This window comes from Oceanobacter kriegii DSM 6294 (assembly GCF_000422845.1).
Classification (GTDB): domain Bacteria; phylum Pseudomonadota; class Gammaproteobacteria; order Pseudomonadales; family Oceanobacteraceae; genus Oceanobacter; species Oceanobacter kriegii.
This window is the reverse complement of record NZ_AUGV01000004.1, coordinates 172,737-193,108: the sequence shown is the minus strand read 5'-3', so window position 1 is coordinate 193,108 and position 20,372 is coordinate 172,737. Positions and strand designations below refer to the sequence as shown.

Sequence of the window (20,372 nt, the reverse complement as noted above, 5' to 3'; positions counted from 1 at the left end):
GATATGTTTGGAGATCATCATCAGTTTCCAGACTCCCGCTCTCTTTCATGATATTCAGCCGAGTTTTTAGCTCGGCTTTTTTTTGCCTGCGGTTTTCTGTTACTGGACGCTGGAGTCGCAACGGAATGACCGGCTGGCCAGTTTCATAGCCAGCCGTATCCCCCGGTCTGCGCAAGTTCAGTCTTCTTCCGGTTTTACGCCATCCAGTGGTTTTACCACCAGCACGTCACAGTGCACTTCATCAACCAGTTGCTCTGCGGTGTTGCCGATCAAAACCCCGGCAACGCCACAGCGGGCGACGGTGCCTACAACAACAACGTCGGCTTCTATATTGGCAGCGACTTTGGCGACCACGGCGTCTGGTTCACCTTCCATAACGTGCAGATGGTCTGCATTGACGTTGTACTTACGACCCAACGCTTCACAAGCGGTCTGATGCTGCTCGGTGATGTAGTCCTGAATGTCATCCGGTGCGGTGACTTCCGGCACCATGGCAAAGGCCACAGAGATTTGTGGGTAGGCATTCACCAGGTGCAAATCGGTTTCGAAGTGGTCAGCCAGATGCTCGGCATAGGACAGGATGTTGTCATTGATCAGCTGATGGCCTTCGTCTGTGGTCGTAGCATCCACCGATGCCAACAGACGATTGTGCTTCCATGGGGCGGGGCTTTTTACCAGTAGCACGGGCGCTGGGCAGTGGCGCATCAGATTCCAGTCGGTATGAGTGAAAATGCGATCCAGTACGGAGTGGGGCAGGGTGCCCTTGATCACCAGGTCAAAGTCCTGCTGGTGGGTGACTTCCAGTACCGCATTGTGCAAATGCTTGTGCCACAGCACTCGGGTGCTGACCTTACGAACATCGGGGCTTACTTCGGGCAGGAAGCTGTCGATCCAACGCTGGGTAGAGGCCAGTCTTGCCTGACGGATTTGTTTGACGGTGTCGTTATCCAGCGCCGACTCATCGCCACAGTAGGGCTCGTAGACCGACGTCAGCAAGGTAATGTCGGCGTCAACGACACTGGCCAGCCAGATTGCCTTGTCGAGGGCAATCTGTTCCGGGTGGTCGGAATCCAGCACAACAAGAATGTGGTTGATGTCCATCATGGCGAGTCCTCCCGTTGAATAGATAACTTCAGAATACGCCGCTTGGCTGCAGCGGACTATGCTGTACGTCAAATATCCGGGGTCGATTTCAAGAGTGCCATCATGGCGTTGGCGGCGTTGCTTTGAGGGCGGTTGCGCAGATGGATAATGCCGAGTTCGCGGGTAAGTGGTGGTTGGTCGCAGTCGAGCACAATCAATTGGTCATCGATCATCGATGGCGGTAACACCGACCAGCCCAGCCCGACACTGACCATCATCTTGATGGTTTCCAGATAGTTGGTGGGCATGCTGGTATGAAGCTTTTGGCCACCCTCAATAAACTGCTGCTCGACCAGTCGATAGGTGATGGTGTCTTTCTCGGGCAGGATCGCTGGCCATTGGCTCAAGTCTGCCAGGCTGGTCCTGATGCGGTTGGCCAGCGGGTGTTCGCGGCTGACGACAAAATGCAGTTCGTCTTGCCACAGCGGCCAGCTTTGCAGTTGCTCGCTGGCGTTGCTATCGAGGGTGGTCAGTGCCAGTTCTACGCTACGCTGTTCAACGGCCCGGTAGGCATCTTCGGAGCCCAGGAATTGTAAATCCAGCCGTGCTTGCGGGTAGCGACGGGCAAAGTCTTTCAGAAAGGGCGGCAACCGGTGCAGGCCAATATGATGGCTGGTTGCCATGGACAGTACGCCGGTAACGCTGCCGCTGAGGTTGGTCAGTTGCAGTTGGGTGTCGTCCATCAGCTGCAAGATGTGCTTGGCCCGAGGTAGAAGGAGCTCGCCGGACTCCGACAGACTGACGGAGCGGTTGTGGCGTTCAAACAGTTGGGTGTCGAGCTGTTGTTCTAGGGTCTGGATGCGCTTCGATACGGCCGACTGTGTCAAGAATAACTGCTCAGCGGCTTCGGAAAACGAGCCATGCTCAACCACTGCCAGAAACGCTTTCAATTGTTGGCTGTCCATAACGCTTCTCCTGTCAGGCCTTATAGGGAATTGGGGCGGCTCGCAATGGATGGTGGTATCGCTGCGCTGTCATGGCCCGCGGGTATTGTTGCTCTATTCCTTAAAGGAATGCAATTCAGAAAAAATATGAATTTGTGTTGCACAATGAAAGGCGTAGCATAAGCAAGGTAAGAGATGCGCTGAGTATTTCGGTGGCGTTCAGGTCGCCGAGACAAGCCAAAGCATCCGTGGTGTTTGATGACTGCTGCGGCAGTACAACGAGAGATTCAAGGAGCCCTCCATGGCTGGCAAAACCCTGTACGACAAGTTGTGGGAACAACACGTCGTGAAAGAACGTGATGACGGTACTGCGTTGATTTACATCGATCGTCAGTTGCTGCACGAAGTAACGTCTCCACAAGCCTTTGAAGGCCTGCGCATTGCGGGTCGTCAGCCATGGCGCCTGACTGCCAACCTGGCTACTCCGGACCACAACGTGTCCACCGACGCCTCTGAGCGTGCTGGTGGTATCGATGGTATTCAGGACCCGGTTTCCCGTATTCAGGTGAAAACCCTGGACGATAACTGTAACGCCTTCGGCATTACCCAGTTCGATATGAAAGACAAGCGTCAGGGTATCGTGCACGTAGTTGGCCCGGAGCAGGGTGCTACCTTGCCGGGCATGACCATCGTCTGTGGTGACTCCCACACGGCTACCCATGGTGCGGTTGCGGCTCTGGCCCATGGTATCGGTACGTCCGAAGTTGAGCACGTGCTGGCAACCCAGTGTCTGATTCAGCGCAAGATGAAAAACCTGTTGATCAAGGTCGACGGTGAGCTGGGTCCTGCCATCACGGGTAAAGACGTGGTTCTGCACGTCACTGGCGTGATCGGTACCGCTGGCGGTACTGGCTATGCGATGGAATTTGGTGGTTCTGCCATTCGCTCCATGAGCATGGAAGGCCGTATGTCCATGTGTAACATGGCGATCGAAGCCGGTGCTCGTGTGGGCATGGTGGCGTTTGACGACATCACCGCTGAATACGTCAAGGGCCGTCCATTCGCGCCAAAAGATGATCAGTGGGACATGGCGGTTGCTGCCTGGAAAGAGCTGGTGTCTGACGAAGACGCCGTGTTCGACAAAGTGGTAGAAATCAAGGCCGAAGAAATCAAGCCTCAGGTGACCTGGGGGACGTCTCCGGAAATGGTAACCACCATCGACGGTACGGTTCCTGCTCTGGAAGATGCCAAGGACGACGTTGAGCGTTCCGCCTTCACCCGTGCTTATGAGTACATGGGCCTGACTGCTGGCCAGAAAATCACCGACATTCAACTGGACCGCGTTTTCATCGGTTCGTGCACCAACAGCCGTATTGAAGACTTGCGTCAGGCCGCAGAAGTGGCCAAAGGTCGTAAAGTGGCTGGCACCATCAAGCAGGCCATGGTTGTACCAGGTTCTGGTCTGGTGAAAGAGCAAGCCGAGTCTGAAGGTTTGGACAAGATTTTCCTGGAGGCCGGTTTTGAGTGGCGTGAGCCAGGTTGCTCCATGTGTCTGGCCATGAATGCCGACAAGCTGGGTGCCGGTGAGCATTGTGCCTCTACCTCCAACCGTAACTTTGAAGGTCGTCAGGGCTATGGAGGCCGTACTCATTTGGTGAGTCCAGCCATGGCAGCCGCGGCAGCGATTGCCGGTCATTTTGTCGACGTACGCGAATTCTGAGGAGCCAACACATGAGAGCATTTACCGTACATACCGGTGTGGTGGCGCCAATGGATCGTCCAAACATCGATACTGATATGATCATTCCAAAGCAGTTCCTGAAGTCGATCAAGCGTTCCGGCTTTGGCCCGAACCTGTTTGATGAACTGCGTTACCTGGACGAAGGTAAGCCAGACGCCGATAACTCCGGTCGTCCGCTGAACCCGGATTTTGTGCTGAATCAGCCGCGCTATGCAGGTGCTTCTGTGCTGCTGGCTCGTGAAAACTTCGGCTGTGGCTCTTCCCGTGAACACGCCCCGTGGGCGCTGGAAGATTTCGGTTTCCGTGCCGTGATTGCCCCAAGCTTTGCCGATATTTTCTTCAACAACTGCTTTAAAAACGGTCTGTTGCCGATCATTCTGCCGGAAAGTGTGGTGGACGGTTTGTTCAAGGCGGTTGAATCTTCCGAAGGCTACCAGTTGACGGTTGATCTGGATAAGCAGGTCATTCTGACGCCAGACGGTCAGGACATTGCCTTTGATGTTGACCCATTCCGCAAGCACTGCTTGCTGAACGGTCTGGATGATATTGGTCTTACGCTGCAGGACGCCGACGACATTCGTGCGTACGAAGAAAAGCGTCAGCAATCTGCGCCCTGGTTGTTTAACGCCGGTGCCTGATCGCATACCGATCGGTTAATTGAATTTGGTTCAGCCCGATGATTCCGGTCAGCGGGCTTTTTTACAGGATAAAAAACATGAGCAAAAACGTATTGGTTTTGCCGGGCGATGGTATTGGCCCGGAAATCGTGGCAGAAGCCGTTAAGGTTCTGAACACCGTTAACGACAAGTTCTCTCTGGATCTGACCATTGACCACGGTCTGGTTGGTGGTACTGCATTTGATGCAACCGGTTTCCCGTTGCCAGAAGAAAGCCTGCAAAAAGCCAAGGCGGCTGATGCCATCCTGCTGGGTGCTGTTGGCGGCCCTAAGTGGGACAAACTGGACGACCGTTCCAAGCGTCCTGAGCAAGGTTTGCTGGATATCCGTTCCAAGCTGGAACTGTTCGGTAACCTGCGTCCGGCCATTCTGTACCCGCAGCTCGCAGATGCATCTACCCTCAAGCCTGAAGTGGTTTCCGGTCTGGATATCCTCATCGTACGCGAACTGACCGGTGGTATTTACTTCGGTAAGCCACGTGGCATTCGTACCCTGGAAAACGGCGAGCGCGAAGGCTACAACACCTACGTGTACAACGAATCCGAGATCCGTCGAATTGGTCGTGTAGCGTTTGAAGCGGCCATGAAGCGCAACAAGAAGCTGTGCTCTGTCGACAAGGCCAACGTTCTGGAAGTGACCGTGCTGTGGCGCGAAATCATGGAAGAACTGAGCAAGGAATACCCGGAGGTTGAGCTGTCTCACATGTACGTGGACAACGCTGCCATGCAGCTGGTTCGTGCACCGAAACAGTTTGACGTTATCGTAACCGGCAATATGTTCGGCGATATCCTGTCCGATGCAGCTGCGATGCTGACTGGCTCTATTGGTATGCTGCCTTCTGCGTCTCTGGATAAGGACAACAAGGGCATGTACGAGCCATGTCATGGCTCTGCGCCAGATATCGCAGGTCAGGGCATTGCCAACCCACTGGCGACCATCCTGTCTGCTGCCATGATGCTGCGTTACAGCCTTGGCCAGAACGAAGCGGCTGACGCGATTGAAGCAGCGGTCAGCAAGGTGCTGGACAGCAACCTGCGTACCGCGGATATCTACTCCGACGGCATGCAGAAAGTATCCACTACCGAAATGGGTGATGCAGTTGTAGCCGCACTTTGATACGGTTATAACGCAATTTTGAACAAAACCGCGCTCTGCGCGGTTTTTTGTCGTCTGTAGCGGTGAGAGCGCAAAGCGGGCGGCAATTACAAAGAACAAGGTAAACGACGTATGTTGAAAACAGGTCTGGTTGGCTGGCGTGGCATGGTAGGTTCCGTGCTGATGCAGCGTATGGAAGCCGAAGGTGATTTTGCTCTGATCGAGCCGACTTTCTTTACTACCTCCCAGAAAGGGCAGGCAGCGCCACAGTTTGGCGGTAAGGATTGTGGTTTGCTGGAAGATGCTTTTGATATTGAAGCATTGTCCGCGCAAGACGTGATTATTACCTGTCAGGGTGGTGACTACACCAAGGAAGTCTACGGCAAGCTGCGTGAAGCGGGCTGGCAGGGCTACTGGATTGACGCTGCATCTTCCCTGCGCATGGATGATAACGCCATCATCGTACTGGACCCGGTCAACGCAGACGTGATTGACGCTGGTCTGGATGCCGGTGTTAAAACCTACGTTGGTGGTAACTGCACAGTATCCCTGATGCTGATGGCATTGGGCGGTTTGTTCGAAAAAGGTCTGGTGGAGTGGGTTGCTCCGCAAACCTATCAGGCCGCTTCCGGCTCCGGTGCCCGTCACATGCGTGAACTGATCAGCCAGATGGGTGCGGTACACGCCAATGTTAAAGACAAACTGGACGATCCTGCTTCTGCAATTCTGGAAATTGATCGTCAGGTGGCGGATTTCATCAACAGTGATGACTACCCGAAAGCCCAGTTTGGCGTACCTCTGGCAGGCAGCCTGATTCCTTACATCGACTCCCAGCTTGAGTCTGGCCAGAGCCGTGAAGAGTGGAAGGCGCAGGTAGAAGCCAACAAGATTCTGGGTCGTTCCGACGATCAGATTCCGGTAGACGGCTTGTGTGTTCGTGTTGGTGCCATGCGTTGTCACAGTCAGGCAATGACCATCAAACTGAACAAGGATATTTCGGTTGAAGAAATCGAAACCATCCTGGCTCAGCATAACGATTGGGTTAAAGTGATTCCGAACGATCGTGATATCACCATGCAGGAACTGACCCCAGCGAAAGTGACCGGCACCTTGTCTATTCCGGTTGGCCGTATTCGTAAGCTGAATATGGGTCCTGAATATATTTCTGCCTTTACGGTTGGCGACCAGCTGTTGTGGGGTGCCGCTGAGCCTCTGCGCCGCATGTTGCGTATTTTGTTAAACCGTTCATAGAAATTTATTTTACAAGCGGGCTTCGGCCCGCTTTTTCATATTTCCCTTCCTGAAACTTTCATAAACCCTTATTACATATCACTTTTATAGTTACTTAACCGTGCAAAACATTGCACCGGAACTTTTTATACTTAATACTTACGCGTGATTTTTGAACACTCGAAATAGTGCATCGTTCCGGGCCGATCCGGAATACTCGGAAAACCGAGCTTGTTAGCCAATTCGTGACACCAAGGAAGCACCAATGAAGCGCCTGTTTGCAACCGCCATGCTACTGGTAGGAAGTACTCTGATGTCCAGTCAGCTTATGGCTCTGGGTCTTGGAGAGTTGAAGCTCGATTCTGCGCTAAATCAGCCCCTCAAAGCGGAAATCGAACTCGTAGACTCGGCAGGTTTGTCCGAGTGGGAAATCAAGCCGGTACTGGCCAGTGCGGAAGCATTTGACCGTTATGGCGTCGATCGTTCCTATTTTCTGACCAAAATCAAATTCAACGTCGCTGGCGACAAGATTGAATTGAGCACCCGCGAAGGGGTGACCGAGCCCTTCCTGAATTTTCTGGTCGAACTGAACTGGCCGTCTGGTCGCGTGGTACGCGAATACACCGTGCTGCTGGACCCGCCTACGTTCGAACAACAGAGCTTTCAACCTGTCGTAGCGGCCCCATCAGTAACGCCATCCACCGGACAGGTTCAACGTCAGAACAATTCCATTGTCACGCCGAGTACCGGTGTGGCATCCCGCCAGCCAGCGGGCAGTGGTGCTGAAGGTACCTACACAGTTCAGCCAAACGACACCATGTGGGCGATTGCACTGGCGACTCGCCCGGATGCATCGGTTTCTCCCCAGCAAATGATGCTGGCCATTCAGCAAGCTAACCCTAATGCCTTTATTGGCGGCAACATCAACCGCGTAAAAACCTTTGAAGTGCTGCGCATACCGGGTGCCGATCAGGTGCAAGGTATCAGCCGTCAGGTAGCGGTTAATGAAATGGCACGCCAGAACGACGAACTGGCAGGTCGCGCCCAACTGGATGCCACCGGTCGCAACACGTCTGTGGCGCCTCGCGCTAGCTCCGACGGTCGTGGTGAAGTACGTCTGGTGACTGATGCCAAGCAAGGCGCAAACTCTGCCGGTGCCAGTGGTGATACAGAAGGTCAGGGTAATGGCCGTCAGGAAGCCCTTGAAAATGATCTGGCCATCGCGCTCGAAAATCTCGACAAGTCCCGTCGCGACAACGCGGAGCTGGAAGACCGTCTGAGTGCTCTGGAAGAACAGATTGCCGCCCTGCAGCGTTTGGTGACCCTGAAAAACGATCAGCTAGCCAGCATGCAAGCAGGTGCTGCCACTGCCGAAGCACAACAGCCTGTTGCCACGGTAACGCCTGAGCCTACACCGGAGCCAGCACCAGAAGTTGCTGCCCCGGCCGCCGTCGAGCCGGCTAAAGCAGAAGCCCAGGCCGCTGCGCAGCCTGAAGTGGCTGCCAAGCCGGAAGTTCAACAGCCTGTTGAGCGTAAACCTGCACCGAAGCGCTATGTTCCGCCACCACCAAGCCTGATCGATACCATCCTGCAAGATCCGATGATGCTGGGCGGTCTGGTTCTGGCGATCCTGTTGCTGATTGCACTGATTTACACCGCCATCAAGCGTCGTCTGGTTGGTAAGGATGACTCTGATGAAGCAGCCAAGGAACAAGCAGCGATTGCAGCGGCTGTAGAAGAAGTGAATGCAGTTAACGAGCCTGTCGATTCCTTCGACTTCGACGAGCCGGAACAGCACGATGACCCGATGGACTTCCTCAACGATGACAGCGCTGTGGACATTTCCACTGCCAGCCTGGAATCCGAAGACGAATTGTTGGTGGAAGTAGAAGAGCACATTGCTTACGGCCGCTTTGACGAAGCCCGTGGCCTGCTGAAAAACGCCATTGCTAACGAGCCGGTCCGTGGCGACCTGAGCCTGAAGTTGCTGGAAGTGTACGCTGAGCTGGACGACGCCATTGCCTTCTCTGAAGAAGAGCAGCGTCTGCAAACCTTTGGTGATGACTTCCAGGTGGAAACTGCGGAAGCGATGCGTGGACGCCTGACTAGCCCAATCGGTGCTGCGGGCGTGTCCGAAGTGTCTCTGGAAGACCTCGATATGGAATTCCAGAGCGGTCTGGACGAGCCTGCGGTTGCTGTGCCGTCAGAAGACACTGTGTCGGTTGATACTGAAACCACCACCAACATGGACGACGGTGAAGATTTCGCTGCCATGCTGGATCAGGGTCTGGATTTTGAGTCCGCTCTGGATCAGGACGACGAGCAGACAGCCGGCTCCAGTGAAGTCGAGTTGGATTTCTCTTCCGACTTTGCAACGTCCGACGATAACTCTCTCGATTTCGATCTGACTTCAATGGACGATCACGACGCAGAGCAACAGGACGCGCCGTCTTTCCAGCAGACTGAAGAAGTTGAAATCGACAATCTGATGGAATTTGAACTGTCAGACGAAATGCTGGAACTGGACAACGCCGAAGCCGCCGCTGACAACACTGAGTCGGATGAAGTTGAAGCAGATGAAAACAGCCTGGACTTCGATCTGGGTGGTCTGGAATTGCCAGAATCCGAACTGACCTCGCTCGACGACGAGCTGGCAGAGCTGGAAAGCGACGTTGCTGGCGAAGAGTCTTTGGAGTCTCTGGAGCTGGACATCGACGGTCTGGACTCTGTTGAGTCGCTTGAAGTCGATTCCGATCTGGAAGAAAGCACTGACGACCTGCTGGAACTGGATCTCGGCGAAGAGCTGGCTGAACTCGAATCTGATCTGGATGAGGCTGCTGGTGACGAGCTGGACCTGGGTGATCTGGCAGCGCTGGACGGTACTGAAGTAAGTGCTGAGGAGAACGCTGAGGAGAGTGCCGAAGAAGGCGCTACTTCCAAATTGCCAGAAGAGCTGGATTTCAACCTCGACTCCGAGCTGACCGAAGAATCCCCGTCAGAGCTGGAGCCTGACGCAGAACTGGCTGCCGAACTGGAAGCCTTTGCTGAAGAACACCCGGTTGCTGATGCTGGTGAAGACTCGCTTGAAAATGAGATTGAAAGCGATGCCGGTGATCTGGATCTCTCCGTTGCAGAGACCGAGAGTCTTGAAGAATTTACGGCTGATGATGTCGACGCAGCGGTAGAAGAAATTTCTGAAAGCACTTCTGAAAATGTTACTGAAGGCGCTTCCGAAAGTGAGATCGCAGAAATCGATTTCGACTCCGAAGAAGCGGCTGATTTGAGCCTGCCGGATCTGGACTCTGCACTGGACGATTTTGACCCAGCGTCTGAAGTGACCGACACGGCCGACGTTGAAGCACCAGAGCTGGACGTCACTGATACCGAAGAAACCGGTGCAGAAGAAAACGCATCTGAAGACACTGACAGCGCAGAGTCTGAGCAGCCAGTCGTTGAAGACATGGCCGATCTGGATGACTTGCTGGGTGGCGACGGTGAATTCGACCTCGACTCGCTGGATTTCGAACTGGACGATCTCGGCAACTCCGACGTTGAAGCGCCGAAGCTGAGCCAGGATGACCTGAACCGTGTGATGGAATGGGATTCTGAAGACAGCGACGAAGCCGATGTCATGGACCTGGCTGACGTCATGGAATCCGATGCCGATGCCGATGCGGAAGTAGAAGAGATCCCGGCCCTGGAAGACGTTCACGAAGAAGAGTCGTTCGATCTGGAAACCCTGGATGCCGGCACAGACTTTGAACTGACTTCTGAAGACACGCCTGACCTGGAAATTCCTGAGCTGGACGCTCTTGAATTGGATAGCTCTGAAGACAAGTTGGAAGCCGATATTCCGGAATTAGCTGCTGAGGATGACATCCCTGAGCTGACGGATCTGCCAGAGCTGGATGCGGTTGAAACCGCAGAAGAGCTGGATGCTGACAATATCAGCTTCACCGCTGCCGACGCTATCGACCTGGATGAACTGGCCGAAGCCGAAGACGAGTTTGAATACCTGGCCGGAACCGACGCCAGCGAAACCAAGCTGGACCTGGCTCGTGCCTATGTCGATATGGGTGAATCCGAAAGCGCTCGTGAGCTGCTGGGTGAAATCCTGCAGGAAGGCAACGACAAACAAAAGCAGGAAGCTCAATCCCTGATGGACTCCCTCAACTGATCCATGTCTGAAACATTTCGATACGCTGCCATCGTGGAATACAACGGTGCTTGTTTCCACGGTTGGCAGAGGCAGAAACACCACAACGAGCCTACCGTACAGGCCGCTCTTGAAGCGGCCATTTCGAAAGTTGCCAACCACCCCGTCGAAGTCGCCTGTGCAGGTCGTACCGATGCGGGGGTGCACGCAACCCGACAGGTCATCCACTTTGATACCACATCCAAACGCAGTGATTACGGCTGGATCATGGGTATCAACACCAACACGCCACCGGCGGTGTCGGTGCAGTGGATTCAACAAGTCGATTCGGAATTTCACGCCCGCTTCAAAGCCCAGGCACGCTGCTATCGCTATCTGATCAACAACAGCAAGTACCGTCAGGCCTTGCAGCACGATCAGATGACCTGGTGGAAATACCCGCTGGATGCAGAAAAAATGCAGCAGGCGGCTAATCATTTGCTGGGCGAACACGACTTCACGTCATTCCGCGCCAAGGACTGTCAGGCCAAAACCCCGGTGAAAACCATGCACCGGATTGAGGTCAAACAGTGGGGCGACCTGATCATGGTGGAGCTGGAATCCAGCGCCTTCCTGTATCACATGGTGCGCAACATCATGGGTTGCCTGATTCCGATTGGCGAAGGTCATAAAGATCCGGACTGGATGAAAGACGTGCTCGACGCCAAATCCCGTCTCGCTGCAGGTGTTACGGCACCGGGTGATGGCCTGCATTTTGTTGGTGTGCGTTTCCCGGAACACTTTGGCATTCCGTCACAACCCTTTGGTCCATTGATGCTGGAGCCGGCGCTTTCGGTCAGCCGTTGAGCGGGTTTTGAAGGTTTGAAAGGCCAGAATATTTGCTAGTATTCTGGCCTTTTGCGTTATTGGAGCCAGACCATGCCTGCTCGAGGTCAGATTCGCACCCGTGCCAAGATTTGTGGAATCACCCGTATAGAAGACGCCAAAGCGGTTGTGGCTGCTGGCGCGGACGCAATTGGACTGGTGTTTTATCCGCCCAGCCCGCGTTCGGTTACCGTCGAGCAGGCTCGTGACATCGCTGCTGCGATTCCGGCCTTTGTTACGGTGACGGCACTTTTTGTGAATCCAACCGTCGAACAAGTGCAATCGGTGCTGGATGCCGTTAGAATCGATTTAATCCAATTCCATGGTGATGAAGACGATGGCTTTTGCCAACAATTCAACCGCCCCTACATCAAAGCCATCCGTGTCCGGCAAGCGTCGGACATGGTGGAGGCGTGCGTGCGCTTCCCAGGTGCCTTGTCTCTGCTGCTAGACAGCTACAAACCCGGCGTGCCGGGTGGAACGGGCGAGACCTTTGACTGGTCGCTGGTTCCAGAGAATCTATCAAAACCCATTATTCTTGCTGGCGGTCTGAATCCCGCCAACGTGGCCAATGCCATCCAGGACGTCAAACCCTTTGCGGTGGACGTCAGTGGCGGTGTTGAAGCCGAAGGGCCTAATGGCCTGCAAAAGGGCATCAAGGATGCCAGCAAGATCCAGGCATTTATGAATGAGGTGTATCGTGGCTAACACTACTGCCAACAACGCACATGCGGCTTTTATGGAAGCCAACCTGCCAGACGAGCGCGGCCATTTTGGTATTCACGGCGGTCGTTTCGTATCAGAAACCCTGACAGCTGCATTGGACGAGCTGCAAGCAACCTACATGAAGCTGCGTAACGATGCAGACTTCCAGAAAGCGTTCGATCACGACCTGGCACACTACGTCGGTCGTCCGTCGCCGCTGTACTATGCCGAGCGTCTGAGTAACCACTGTGGTGGTGCGCGCATCTTCCTGAAGCGTGAAGACCTGAACCACACTGGCGCCCACAAGGTAAACAACACCATTGGTCAGGCGTTGCTGGCCAAGTTTATGGGAAAAAAGAAAGTCATTGCTGAAACCGGTGCTGGTCAGCACGGCGTGGCATCTGCCACCGTAGCGGCCCGTTTTGGTTTGGAATGCAAGGTCTTCATGGGTTCTACCGACGTTGAGCGTCAGAAGCTGAACGTGTACCGCATGAAGCTGCTGGGTGCCGAAGTGGACTCGGTTTCTTCCGGTACAGCGACCTTGAAGGACGCCATGAACGAAGCGATGCGTCACTGGGTAACTCACGTTGACGACACCTTCTACATTATTGGTACCGCGGCCGGTCCGCACCCGTACCCAATGCTGGTACGTGACTTCCAGAGCATCATTGGTCGCGAAACCCAACGCCAGTGTGAAGAGCAGATTGGCCGTCAGCCAGATGCGGTTGTTGCCTGTGTCGGTGGTGGCTCTAACGCCATTGGTATGTTCTACCCATACATCAAACACCCTGAAGTGGCCATGTATGGCGTTGAAGCCGGTGGTCTGGGGCTGGACGGCGACGACCACGCTGCACCACTGAACAAAGGCATTCCGGGCGTACTGCACGGTAACCGTACTTACCTGATGGAAGACGAAAACGGCCAGATCATGGGTACCCATTCCATCTCTGCCGGTCTCGACTACCCAGGCGTGGGTCCTGAGCACAGCTGGTTGAAAGACGTTGGTCGCGCCAACTATGTTGCCGCTACCGACGAAGAAGCTATCGATGGCTTCCACAAGCTGACTCAGCTGGAAGGCATCATGCCGGCACTGGAATCTTCCCACGCGGTGGCTTATGCCATGAAGCTGGCGAAGACCATGAGCTCTGACAAGGTGATCGTGGTGAACCTGTCCGGTCGTGGCGACAAGGATATTCACACCATTGCAGAGCTGGACGGCGTAACTGCCTGACAGTCACAGGAGCCTCTCTGAAAAGCGGATTCGCGTTCGCAGATAATGCGCATTCGATGAGCCGATACGAGCCAGAACGAACAGAACATGCGTCCATGGATGGACGCATAGCCCGGTTGAGGCAGGACGCCGAATCCGGGCGTGTTCGTGGCGAGTTCGCCCGCGAATGTCGTTAGCGAATCGTCAGCGCAAGGCAGAGGGGAGGGCCGCCGCCCGGGGAGAGAAGTTCTCCCCGAGAGGCATGCGGTTATTCGATGGGCTCCGTGTTTTATGTGAGCGAAGGCCCTACGAAATACAGAATTCAGGAAATTTAGAAATGTCTCGTATTAACGGTTTGTTTGCTGCCCTGAAAGAACAGGGCAAAAAGGCGCTGATTCCTTACATCACCGCCGGCGACCCACAAAAAGACGCCACCGTGCCAATGATGCACGCACTGGTAGAAGCCGGTGCCGACCTGATCGAATTGGGCATGCCATTCTCAGACCCGATGGCCGATGGTCCAACCATTCAGTTGGCTTGTGAGCGTGCGCTGGAGCACGGTACGTCGTTGAAAGACGTGCTGGCCATTGTGGCAGAATTCCGCACCACCAACACTGAAACCCCGGTTGTGCTGATGGGTTATCTGAACCCGGTTGAGCGTATGGGTTACGACCAGTTTGCTGCCAATGCCGTTGAAGCCGGTGTTGACGGTGTGCTGTTGGTTGACCTGCCACCTGAAGAAGCCATTGATGTGGCGGATTTCTTCAAGCAGCGTGATCTCGATATGATCTATCTGATCGCACCGACCACTACCGATGCACGCATCGAAGCCATTGGTCATGCGGGTAGCGGTTATGTCTACTACGTGTCTCTGAAAGGCGTGACCGGTTCGAAAGCACTGGACGTTGACGACGTTGCCCGCAACCTGGAGCGCATTCGCAAGCACGTGGACATTCCAGTGGGTGTTGGCTTTGGTATCACCAATGGCGAAACCGCAGCGGCGGTGGCCCAGGTGTGTGACGGTGTGATTGTTGGTTCTGCCATTGTTAATCGCATTGCCGATAATGCCGAACAGCCGGAACAGGCCCGTGCACAGGTGTCCGAGCTGGTGAGTGAAATGCGTACGGCGATGGACAAAGCCTGATCGTACTGCTGTTGGAATGTCGTTGGAGATGACTGGAATGACCGAATACACCAGCTGGAATGTGGATCGCTGGTTGCAACACCTTGAGTCCGTTCACTCGGCCGCCATTGATATGGGGCTTGAGCGGGTATCCGAGGTCGCTGCGCGTTTGAATTGCCTCAGACCGGCTGGCCTGGTCATTCTGGTTGCAGGAACCAATGGCAAGGGCACCACCAGTGCCCTGTTGTCGTCCTTGCTGGGCGTACAAGGTATGCGGGTAGGGATGTATAACTCCCCGCATATCATCAAATACAACGAACGGGTGTCAGTGAATGGCGTCGATATTTCCGATGCCGACCTGTGTCGCTCGTTCGAGCTGGTTGAGCAGGCCCGTGGCGATACGCCGCTGACCTATTTCGAGTTTGGAACACTGGCTGCACTGGCCTGGTTCAAAACTCAGAACCTCGATGCCTGTGTGCTGGAAATCGGGCTGGGCGGTCGACTGGACGCGGTCAACATTGTTGAGGCTGATCTGTCGATTGTCACCAGTATTGGCCTGGATCACGAAGCATGGCTGGGTAATGATCCGGAAGTGATCGCCTACGAAAAATGTTCGATCGCCCGTCCGGGCAGCTACCTGATCTGTGGTCAGCCAAACCCACCCAAACGCGGTCGTGAGACCGTCGATGCCATTGGTGGCAAGTGGTTGGGGCGCGGTGAAGACTTTGATGTCAACAAGGTGGTTGTAGCGGACGAAACCCGTTTGGATATTCGCTTCAAACCGATGCCGGACGAAGACACCGTGTTCAACTGGCAGTTGCCGCTGGGGCATATCCCGGCCGACAACATCGCGACGGCGGTTCAGGCTATGGCAGCGCTAGGGCATCTGATGCCGGAAAACGAAGTGGCTGATGCTGTTCGTCGTCTGCGGGTCCCGGGCCGCTTGCAGCAGTGGCAGTGTGAAACAGCAGAAGGCAAGACCCTGCGCGTCACCCTCGATGTGGCCCACAATGAGCAAGCGGCGGCGTATCTGGCCGGTCGTGTTGATCATGCTGATGGTGTGTTGCTGGGGATGTTGTCCGATAAGCCCATTGAGGATGTGGTCAAGGCATTGCCGCAAGCCGGGCAGTGGGCGTTTGCGACTCTCGATGGCCCCCGTGGGCTGTCGGCCAAGGGCCTTGCAGAGCGTGCGCTGGCAGTCAACGCAGGGCTTTCTGAGGCGCCACAGTTCGAGTCCGTTGAAGCAGCCTTGAACCATGTGATCGATACGGCGTCTGAGGGTGAGCACTGGTTGGTTGCAGGTTCTTTTGTAACCGTGGAATATGCACTCAAGACCATTTATCAGCAGCAAAAGGCTGGAACTCACTCATGGAAAAGCATCTGAACAAACGGATTCTGGGTGCGGTAGTCACGGTGTTGGCTGTCGCAGTCATAGTTCCGATTGTGATTGATGGCTCCCGCCAAAACCTCACCATTGATGACGACATGCCACCGATGCCGGATATGCCGGACTGGGCGGAAGTCGAAAACCAGAAGCGCATCCGCATGGATCTGGAAGCGCTGGCCAGTGGTGAGGCCGAAGAAGATTTGCAGCCACCGCCGGTCAGCACGGCCGATGCCGATGATCCGGTGCCTGAAGTGGTGACTCAAAACGCCGATCAGGCGGTTCAAAACGAAGAATTCCTGCCTTACGCCTGGATGATTCAGGTAGGGGCGTTTTCAAAACGCGACAACGCCGAGGGCTTTCGTGACTCCCTGCGCCAGAAAGGCTACAAGTCGTTTGTGCGTTCTGACGGCGACGGCCTGACCCGGGTGTTTGTCGGTCCAGAATTACAGCGCGAAGCCATCGACAGTCTGCGTGCGCGGCTCACCAAAGAGCTCAAGCGTGATGACTTACGCGTCAAACAATACAAGGCAGGTTGACCAATTGGTCAGCCTTCGGAAGATTTCACTGTTGAATTCGGCTCAACAGGATTTTGGCGTGAAATGGTCAATTGGCGCCGTCATCTGGTTGTCGCAATGCAGCCGAATCCCTATACTGCGCGCTTGTTTCAAACCAGTGGTGTAAATAGCTGATGGCCGTTATTGATTGGGTCATTCTCGCTGTCTTGCTGATTTCCAGTCTTATCAGCCTCAAGCGAGGTTTCGTTCGTGAAGCCCTGTCGCTGGTGGTATGGGTTGGCGCATTTGTGCTTGCCCGCATGTTCAGTGGAAATCTGGCTACACTTCTTACGGATTATCTGGAAACGAATTCGCTGCGCTGGATCGCGGCCTTTGTGATTCTGTTTCTGGGCGCAGTTGCCGTGGGCACCATGGTCAGTCATCTGATTGCCGAGATGGTCAGGCTTACCGGCCTGGGCAGTATGGACCGGGTTCTGGGAATGGCATTTGGTGCCATTCGCGGTCTGGTTGTACTGGTCGCCATCGTCTACGGCCTGCAATTCACCGTGGTTCCTGAAGATCCATGGTGGCAAGAATCCCTGTTGGTACCTCATCTGGAATTATTGGCAGACTGGGCGCGTAAAACGCTGCCGGGTGCGACCAACCAGTTGATGTCCTCCATCCCGTCCTGAATTTGAGGTATATCGCGAATGTGCGGAATTGTGGGTATCGTCGCCAAGACCCATGTTAACCAGTCGATTTATGATGCTTTGACCGTGCTCCAGCACCGTGGTCAGGATGCTGCCGGTATCGTCACCAGTGACGAAGGCAAATTCTACCTGCGTAAGGACAACGGCCTGGTTCGTGATGTGTTCCACACCCGTCACATGCGTCGTCTGGTGGGTAATATGGGTATCGGCCACGTCCGTTATCCAACTGCGGGCAGCTCCAGCTCCGCCGAAGCGCAGCCGTTCTACGTGAACTCGCCGTACGGCATCGTACTGGCACACAACGGCAACCTGACCAACACCGCTGATCTGGCCCAGGACATCTACCGTGAAGACCTGCGCCACATCAACACCACCTCCGATTCCGAAGTATTGCTGAACGTGTTCGCCCACGAGCTGCACGCTCAGGGTGAGTTGCAGCCAACACCGGAAACCATCTTCAAGGCCGTTCGCCGCGTGCACCAGCGTGTTCGCGGTGGTTACGCCGTGGTTGCCATGATCTGTGGTTACGGCGTTGTTGCCTTCCGCGATCCAAACGGTATCCGCCCTGCGGTATACGGTAGCCGCGAAACCGAATCCGGCACCGAATACATGGTGGCGTCTGAGTCCGTGGCTCTGGATGCACTGGACTTCAAACTGGAGCGTGATATCGCACCGGGTGAATGTGTGGTGATGCCGGAAGCGGGTGGTATTTTCACCCAGCAGTGTGCGGAAGACACCAACCTGACTCCATGTTTGTTCGAGCAAGTGTACTTCGCCCGTCCGGATTCCATCATCGATGGCATGGCGGTTTACAAGGCTCGCCTGCGTATGGGCGAGAAGCTGGCCGACAAGATTCTGCGTGAGCACCCGAACCACGACATCGACGTGGTGATCCCGATCCCGGATACCAGCCGTGCGTCAGCAATGGAGCTGGCCAACCGTTTGGGCCTGAAGTTCCGCGAAGGCTTTATGAAGAACCGCTACATCGGCCGTACCTTCATCATGCCGGGTCAGCAGCAGCGCAAGAAGTCTGTGAAGCAAAAGCTGAACGCACTGGATCTGGAATTCCGAGGCAAGAACGTGCTGCTGGTGGATGACTCCATCGTACGTGGTACAACGTGCGAGCAGATCATTGAGATGGCTCGTGAAGCTGGTGCCAAAAACGTCTACTTCGCCTCGGCAGCACCTGCAGTGCGTTACCCGAACGTGTACGGCATTGATATGCCAGCGAAGGAAGAATTTATCGCGCACAACCGAAGCACCGAAGAGATTGCCAAGCAAATTGGTGCCGACTGGCTGGTGTATCAGGATCTGGAAGACCTGACCGCCGCATGTCTGGAAGGCAGCAGCACCACGGCCACTGCTTTCGACGCATCTGTGTTCAACGGTGAATACGTTACTGGGGACATCGATGACGCCTACTTCCAGCGTCTGGCCGACCTGCGCAGTGATTCGTCCAAGACCATTCGCAAAGCCATTTCCAATGTTGCGATTGATCTGCACAACGAGGCAGAATCCTGATTCTGTCCTTGATGCCCGTTAGCGGGTAGTGTGTTTGCGAAACGGGGCGGATTTATCTGCCCCGTTTTTGTTTGTTTTCTGAACAAATGTTTGCCGGATGGTCCGGCAACTGGCTGCTGGCGATAACCAGCTAAGGCTACATACCATGACCGATATCCACGATTTGCTGGGCCCTTACCAGTCCGACCTGACCGATGCTGAAATCGAAACCCTGGCGGTACGAGCAGGGCAGTACCGTACGCAGGAGCATGAGCATTCTGAAGCCATTTTCCCGAGCAGCAGCTACGTGTTCAAATCCGCGGCAGAAGCTCAGGCAACCTTCCGTGGCGAGCTTGAAGGCAACGTTTACTCCCGCTACACCAATCCGACAGTACGCACCTTCGAAGAGCGTCTGGCGGCGATGGAAGGCGGTGAAGCAGGCGCAGCAACGGCGTCGGGCATGGCCGCTATCCTGTCTGTGGTGTTGGCTCACCTGAAAGCCGGTGACCACGTCATCTGCTCCCAGAGCGTGTTCGGCAGCACCATCAACCTGTTTGAAAAATACCTGCGCAAGTTCGGTATTGATATCGATTACGCCGACCCGGTGAATACCGCCGATTGGAAAGCCAAAAGCCGTGCAGAAACCCGTCTGTTCTTCCTTGAGTCACCGTCCAACCCGGTGATGGAAGTGGCCGACCTGGAAGCCATTGCCGCAGTGGCCAAGGACGTGGGTGCGCTGTTTGCCGTCGACAACTGTTTCTGCACCCCGGCGATTCAGCGTCCGCTGGATTTTGGTGCCGATCTGGTGATTCATTCCGCCACCAAATTCATCGACGGTCAGGGCCGTTGTTTGGGTGGTGCGGTGGTTGGCTCGAAGGAGCTGATTGAGCCTGTGGTGGGTGTACTGCGTACTGCTGGCCCAACCATGAGCCCATTCAATGCCTGGGTCTTCACCAAGGGTCTGGAAACCCTCAGCATTCGTATGAAAGCCCACACCGAAAACTGTGCGGTCGTGGCCGAGTGGCTGAGCCAGCATCCAAAAGTTGCCCGTGTGAACTTCTGTGGATTGGCGTCCCACCCGCAGAAAGCCCTGATCGACAAACAACAGCGTTTGGCCGGTGGTGTACTGTCGTTTGAAGTTGAAGGTGGCAAAGATGCGGCCTGGCAGGTGATTGACTCCACCCGCATGATTTCCATTACCGCCAACCTTGGCGATACCAAAACCACCATCACGCATCCGGCGACCACTACTCATGGTCGTATTACCGAAGAAGAGCGTCTGGCAGCAGGCATCAGTCAGGGTCTGATTCGCGTGGCGGTTGGTTTGGAAAACCCGCAGGATGTCATCAAGGATCTGGCCCGCGGCCTGGATGCCTTGTAAGTAGTAGTTGATATTCACACAGGGATATCCAGAGACGGGGCTTCGGCCCCGTTTTTTGTGGCGGATACGGTCT

The 20,372-nt window shown here is 55.0% G+C and carries 16 protein-coding genes; 14 read left to right on the top strand and 2 right to left on the bottom strand.

Going from position 1 to position 20,372, the window contains the following annotated elements; genetic code table 11:
• Window positions 1-177: 177 nt before the first annotated feature.
• On the bottom strand, window positions 178-1,104 hold the full coding sequence (uspE, locus tag G516_RS0103815) for a universal stress protein UspE (RefSeq protein ID WP_028292544.1): 927 nt from the start codon (window positions 1,102-1,104) through the stop codon (window positions 178-180).
• A gap of 68 nt (window positions 1,105-1,172) precedes the next feature.
• On the bottom strand, window positions 1,173-2,048 hold the full coding sequence (locus G516_RS0103810; protein ID WP_028292543.1) for a LysR family transcriptional regulator: 876 nt from the start codon (window positions 2,046-2,048) through the stop codon (window positions 1,173-1,175).
• A 280-nt stretch (window positions 2,049-2,328) separates the two neighbouring features.
• On the opposite strand from G516_RS0103810, the gene leuC reads away from it, so the two are divergent.
• The 14 genes from leuC to G516_RS0103740 all read left to right on the top strand — a co-directional run bounded on the left by leuC (window position 2,329) and on the right by G516_RS0103740 (window position 20,299).
• Window positions 2,329-3,747, top strand: coding sequence for a 3-isopropylmalate dehydratase large subunit (leuC, locus tag G516_RS0103805; protein WP_028292542.1), 1,419 nt, complete (start codon window positions 2,329-2,331; stop codon window positions 3,745-3,747).
• 11 nt (window positions 3,748-3,758) lie between these two features.
• Window positions 3,759-4,406: a 3-isopropylmalate dehydratase small subunit gene (leuD, locus tag G516_RS0103800; RefSeq protein ID WP_028292541.1), complete on the top strand. Its 648-nt coding sequence runs from the start codon at window positions 3,759-3,761 to the stop codon at window positions 4,404-4,406.
• Window positions 4,407-4,483: 77 nt separating this feature from the next.
• Window positions 4,484-5,560, top strand: coding sequence for a 3-isopropylmalate dehydrogenase (gene leuB / locus G516_RS0103795; protein WP_028292540.1), 1,077 nt, complete (start codon window positions 4,484-4,486; stop codon window positions 5,558-5,560).
• 111 nt (window positions 5,561-5,671) lie between these two features.
• Window positions 5,672-6,790, top strand: coding sequence for an aspartate-semialdehyde dehydrogenase (asd, locus tag G516_RS0103790; RefSeq protein WP_028292539.1), 1,119 nt, complete (start codon window positions 5,672-5,674; stop codon window positions 6,788-6,790).
• 244 nt (window positions 6,791-7,034) lie between these two features.
• The gene (locus G516_RS0103785; protein ID WP_028292538.1) at window positions 7,035-10,946 is read left to right on the top strand and encodes a FimV/HubP family polar landmark protein; all 3,912 of its coding nucleotides are present in this window, start codon (window positions 7,035-7,037) and stop codon (window positions 10,944-10,946) included.
• A 3-nt stretch (window positions 10,947-10,949) separates the two neighbouring features.
• A complete protein-coding gene (truA, locus tag G516_RS0103780; RefSeq protein ID WP_028292537.1) occupies window positions 10,950-11,771 on the top strand; it encodes a tRNA pseudouridine(38-40) synthase TruA in 822 nt (273 codons plus the stop codon).
• Between the two features lie 72 nt (window positions 11,772-11,843).
• Window positions 11,844-12,497, top strand: a complete 654-nt coding sequence (locus tag G516_RS0103775; protein ID WP_028292536.1) for a phosphoribosylanthranilate isomerase — start codon at window positions 11,844-11,846, stop codon at window positions 12,495-12,497.
• A 31-nt stretch (window positions 12,498-12,528) separates the two neighbouring features.
• Window positions 12,529-13,725 (top strand): tryptophan synthase subunit beta, encoded by a 1,197-nt coding sequence (gene trpB, locus G516_RS0103770; protein ID WP_028292535.1) that lies wholly within the window; start codon window positions 12,529-12,531, stop codon window positions 13,723-13,725.
• Window positions 13,726-14,041: 316 nt separating this feature from the next.
• A complete protein-coding gene (gene trpA, locus G516_RS0103765) occupies window positions 14,042-14,848 on the top strand; it encodes a tryptophan synthase subunit alpha (RefSeq protein ID WP_028292534.1) in 807 nt (268 codons plus the stop codon).
• 37 nt (window positions 14,849-14,885) lie between these two features.
• Window positions 14,886-16,211, top strand: coding sequence for a bifunctional folylpolyglutamate synthase/dihydrofolate synthase (locus tag G516_RS20910; protein ID WP_036534310.1), 1,326 nt, complete (start codon window positions 14,886-14,888; stop codon window positions 16,209-16,211).
• Window positions 16,196-16,750: an SPOR domain-containing protein gene (locus tag G516_RS0103755; protein WP_028292533.1), complete on the top strand. Its 555-nt coding sequence runs from the start codon at window positions 16,196-16,198 to the stop codon at window positions 16,748-16,750. Before G516_RS20910 ends, G516_RS0103755 begins: the two co-directional genes overlap by 16 nt.
• Before the next feature lie 152 nt (window positions 16,751-16,902).
• A complete protein-coding gene (locus G516_RS0103750; protein WP_051218907.1) occupies window positions 16,903-17,400 on the top strand; it encodes a CvpA family protein in 498 nt (165 codons plus the stop codon).
• A gap of 18 nt (window positions 17,401-17,418) precedes the next feature.
• Complete coding sequence (purF, locus tag G516_RS0103745; protein ID WP_028292531.1) at window positions 17,419-18,939, top strand: amidophosphoribosyltransferase; 1,521 nt, start codon at window positions 17,419-17,421, stop codon at window positions 18,937-18,939.
• Window positions 18,940-19,084: 145 nt separating this feature from the next.
• Window positions 19,085-20,299 carry an O-succinylhomoserine sulfhydrylase gene (locus G516_RS0103740; protein WP_028292530.1) on the top strand — a complete coding sequence of 405 codons (1,215 nt, stop codon included), beginning with the start codon at window positions 19,085-19,087 and terminating at the stop codon, window positions 20,297-20,299.
• Window positions 20,300-20,372 lie beyond the last annotated feature (73 nt).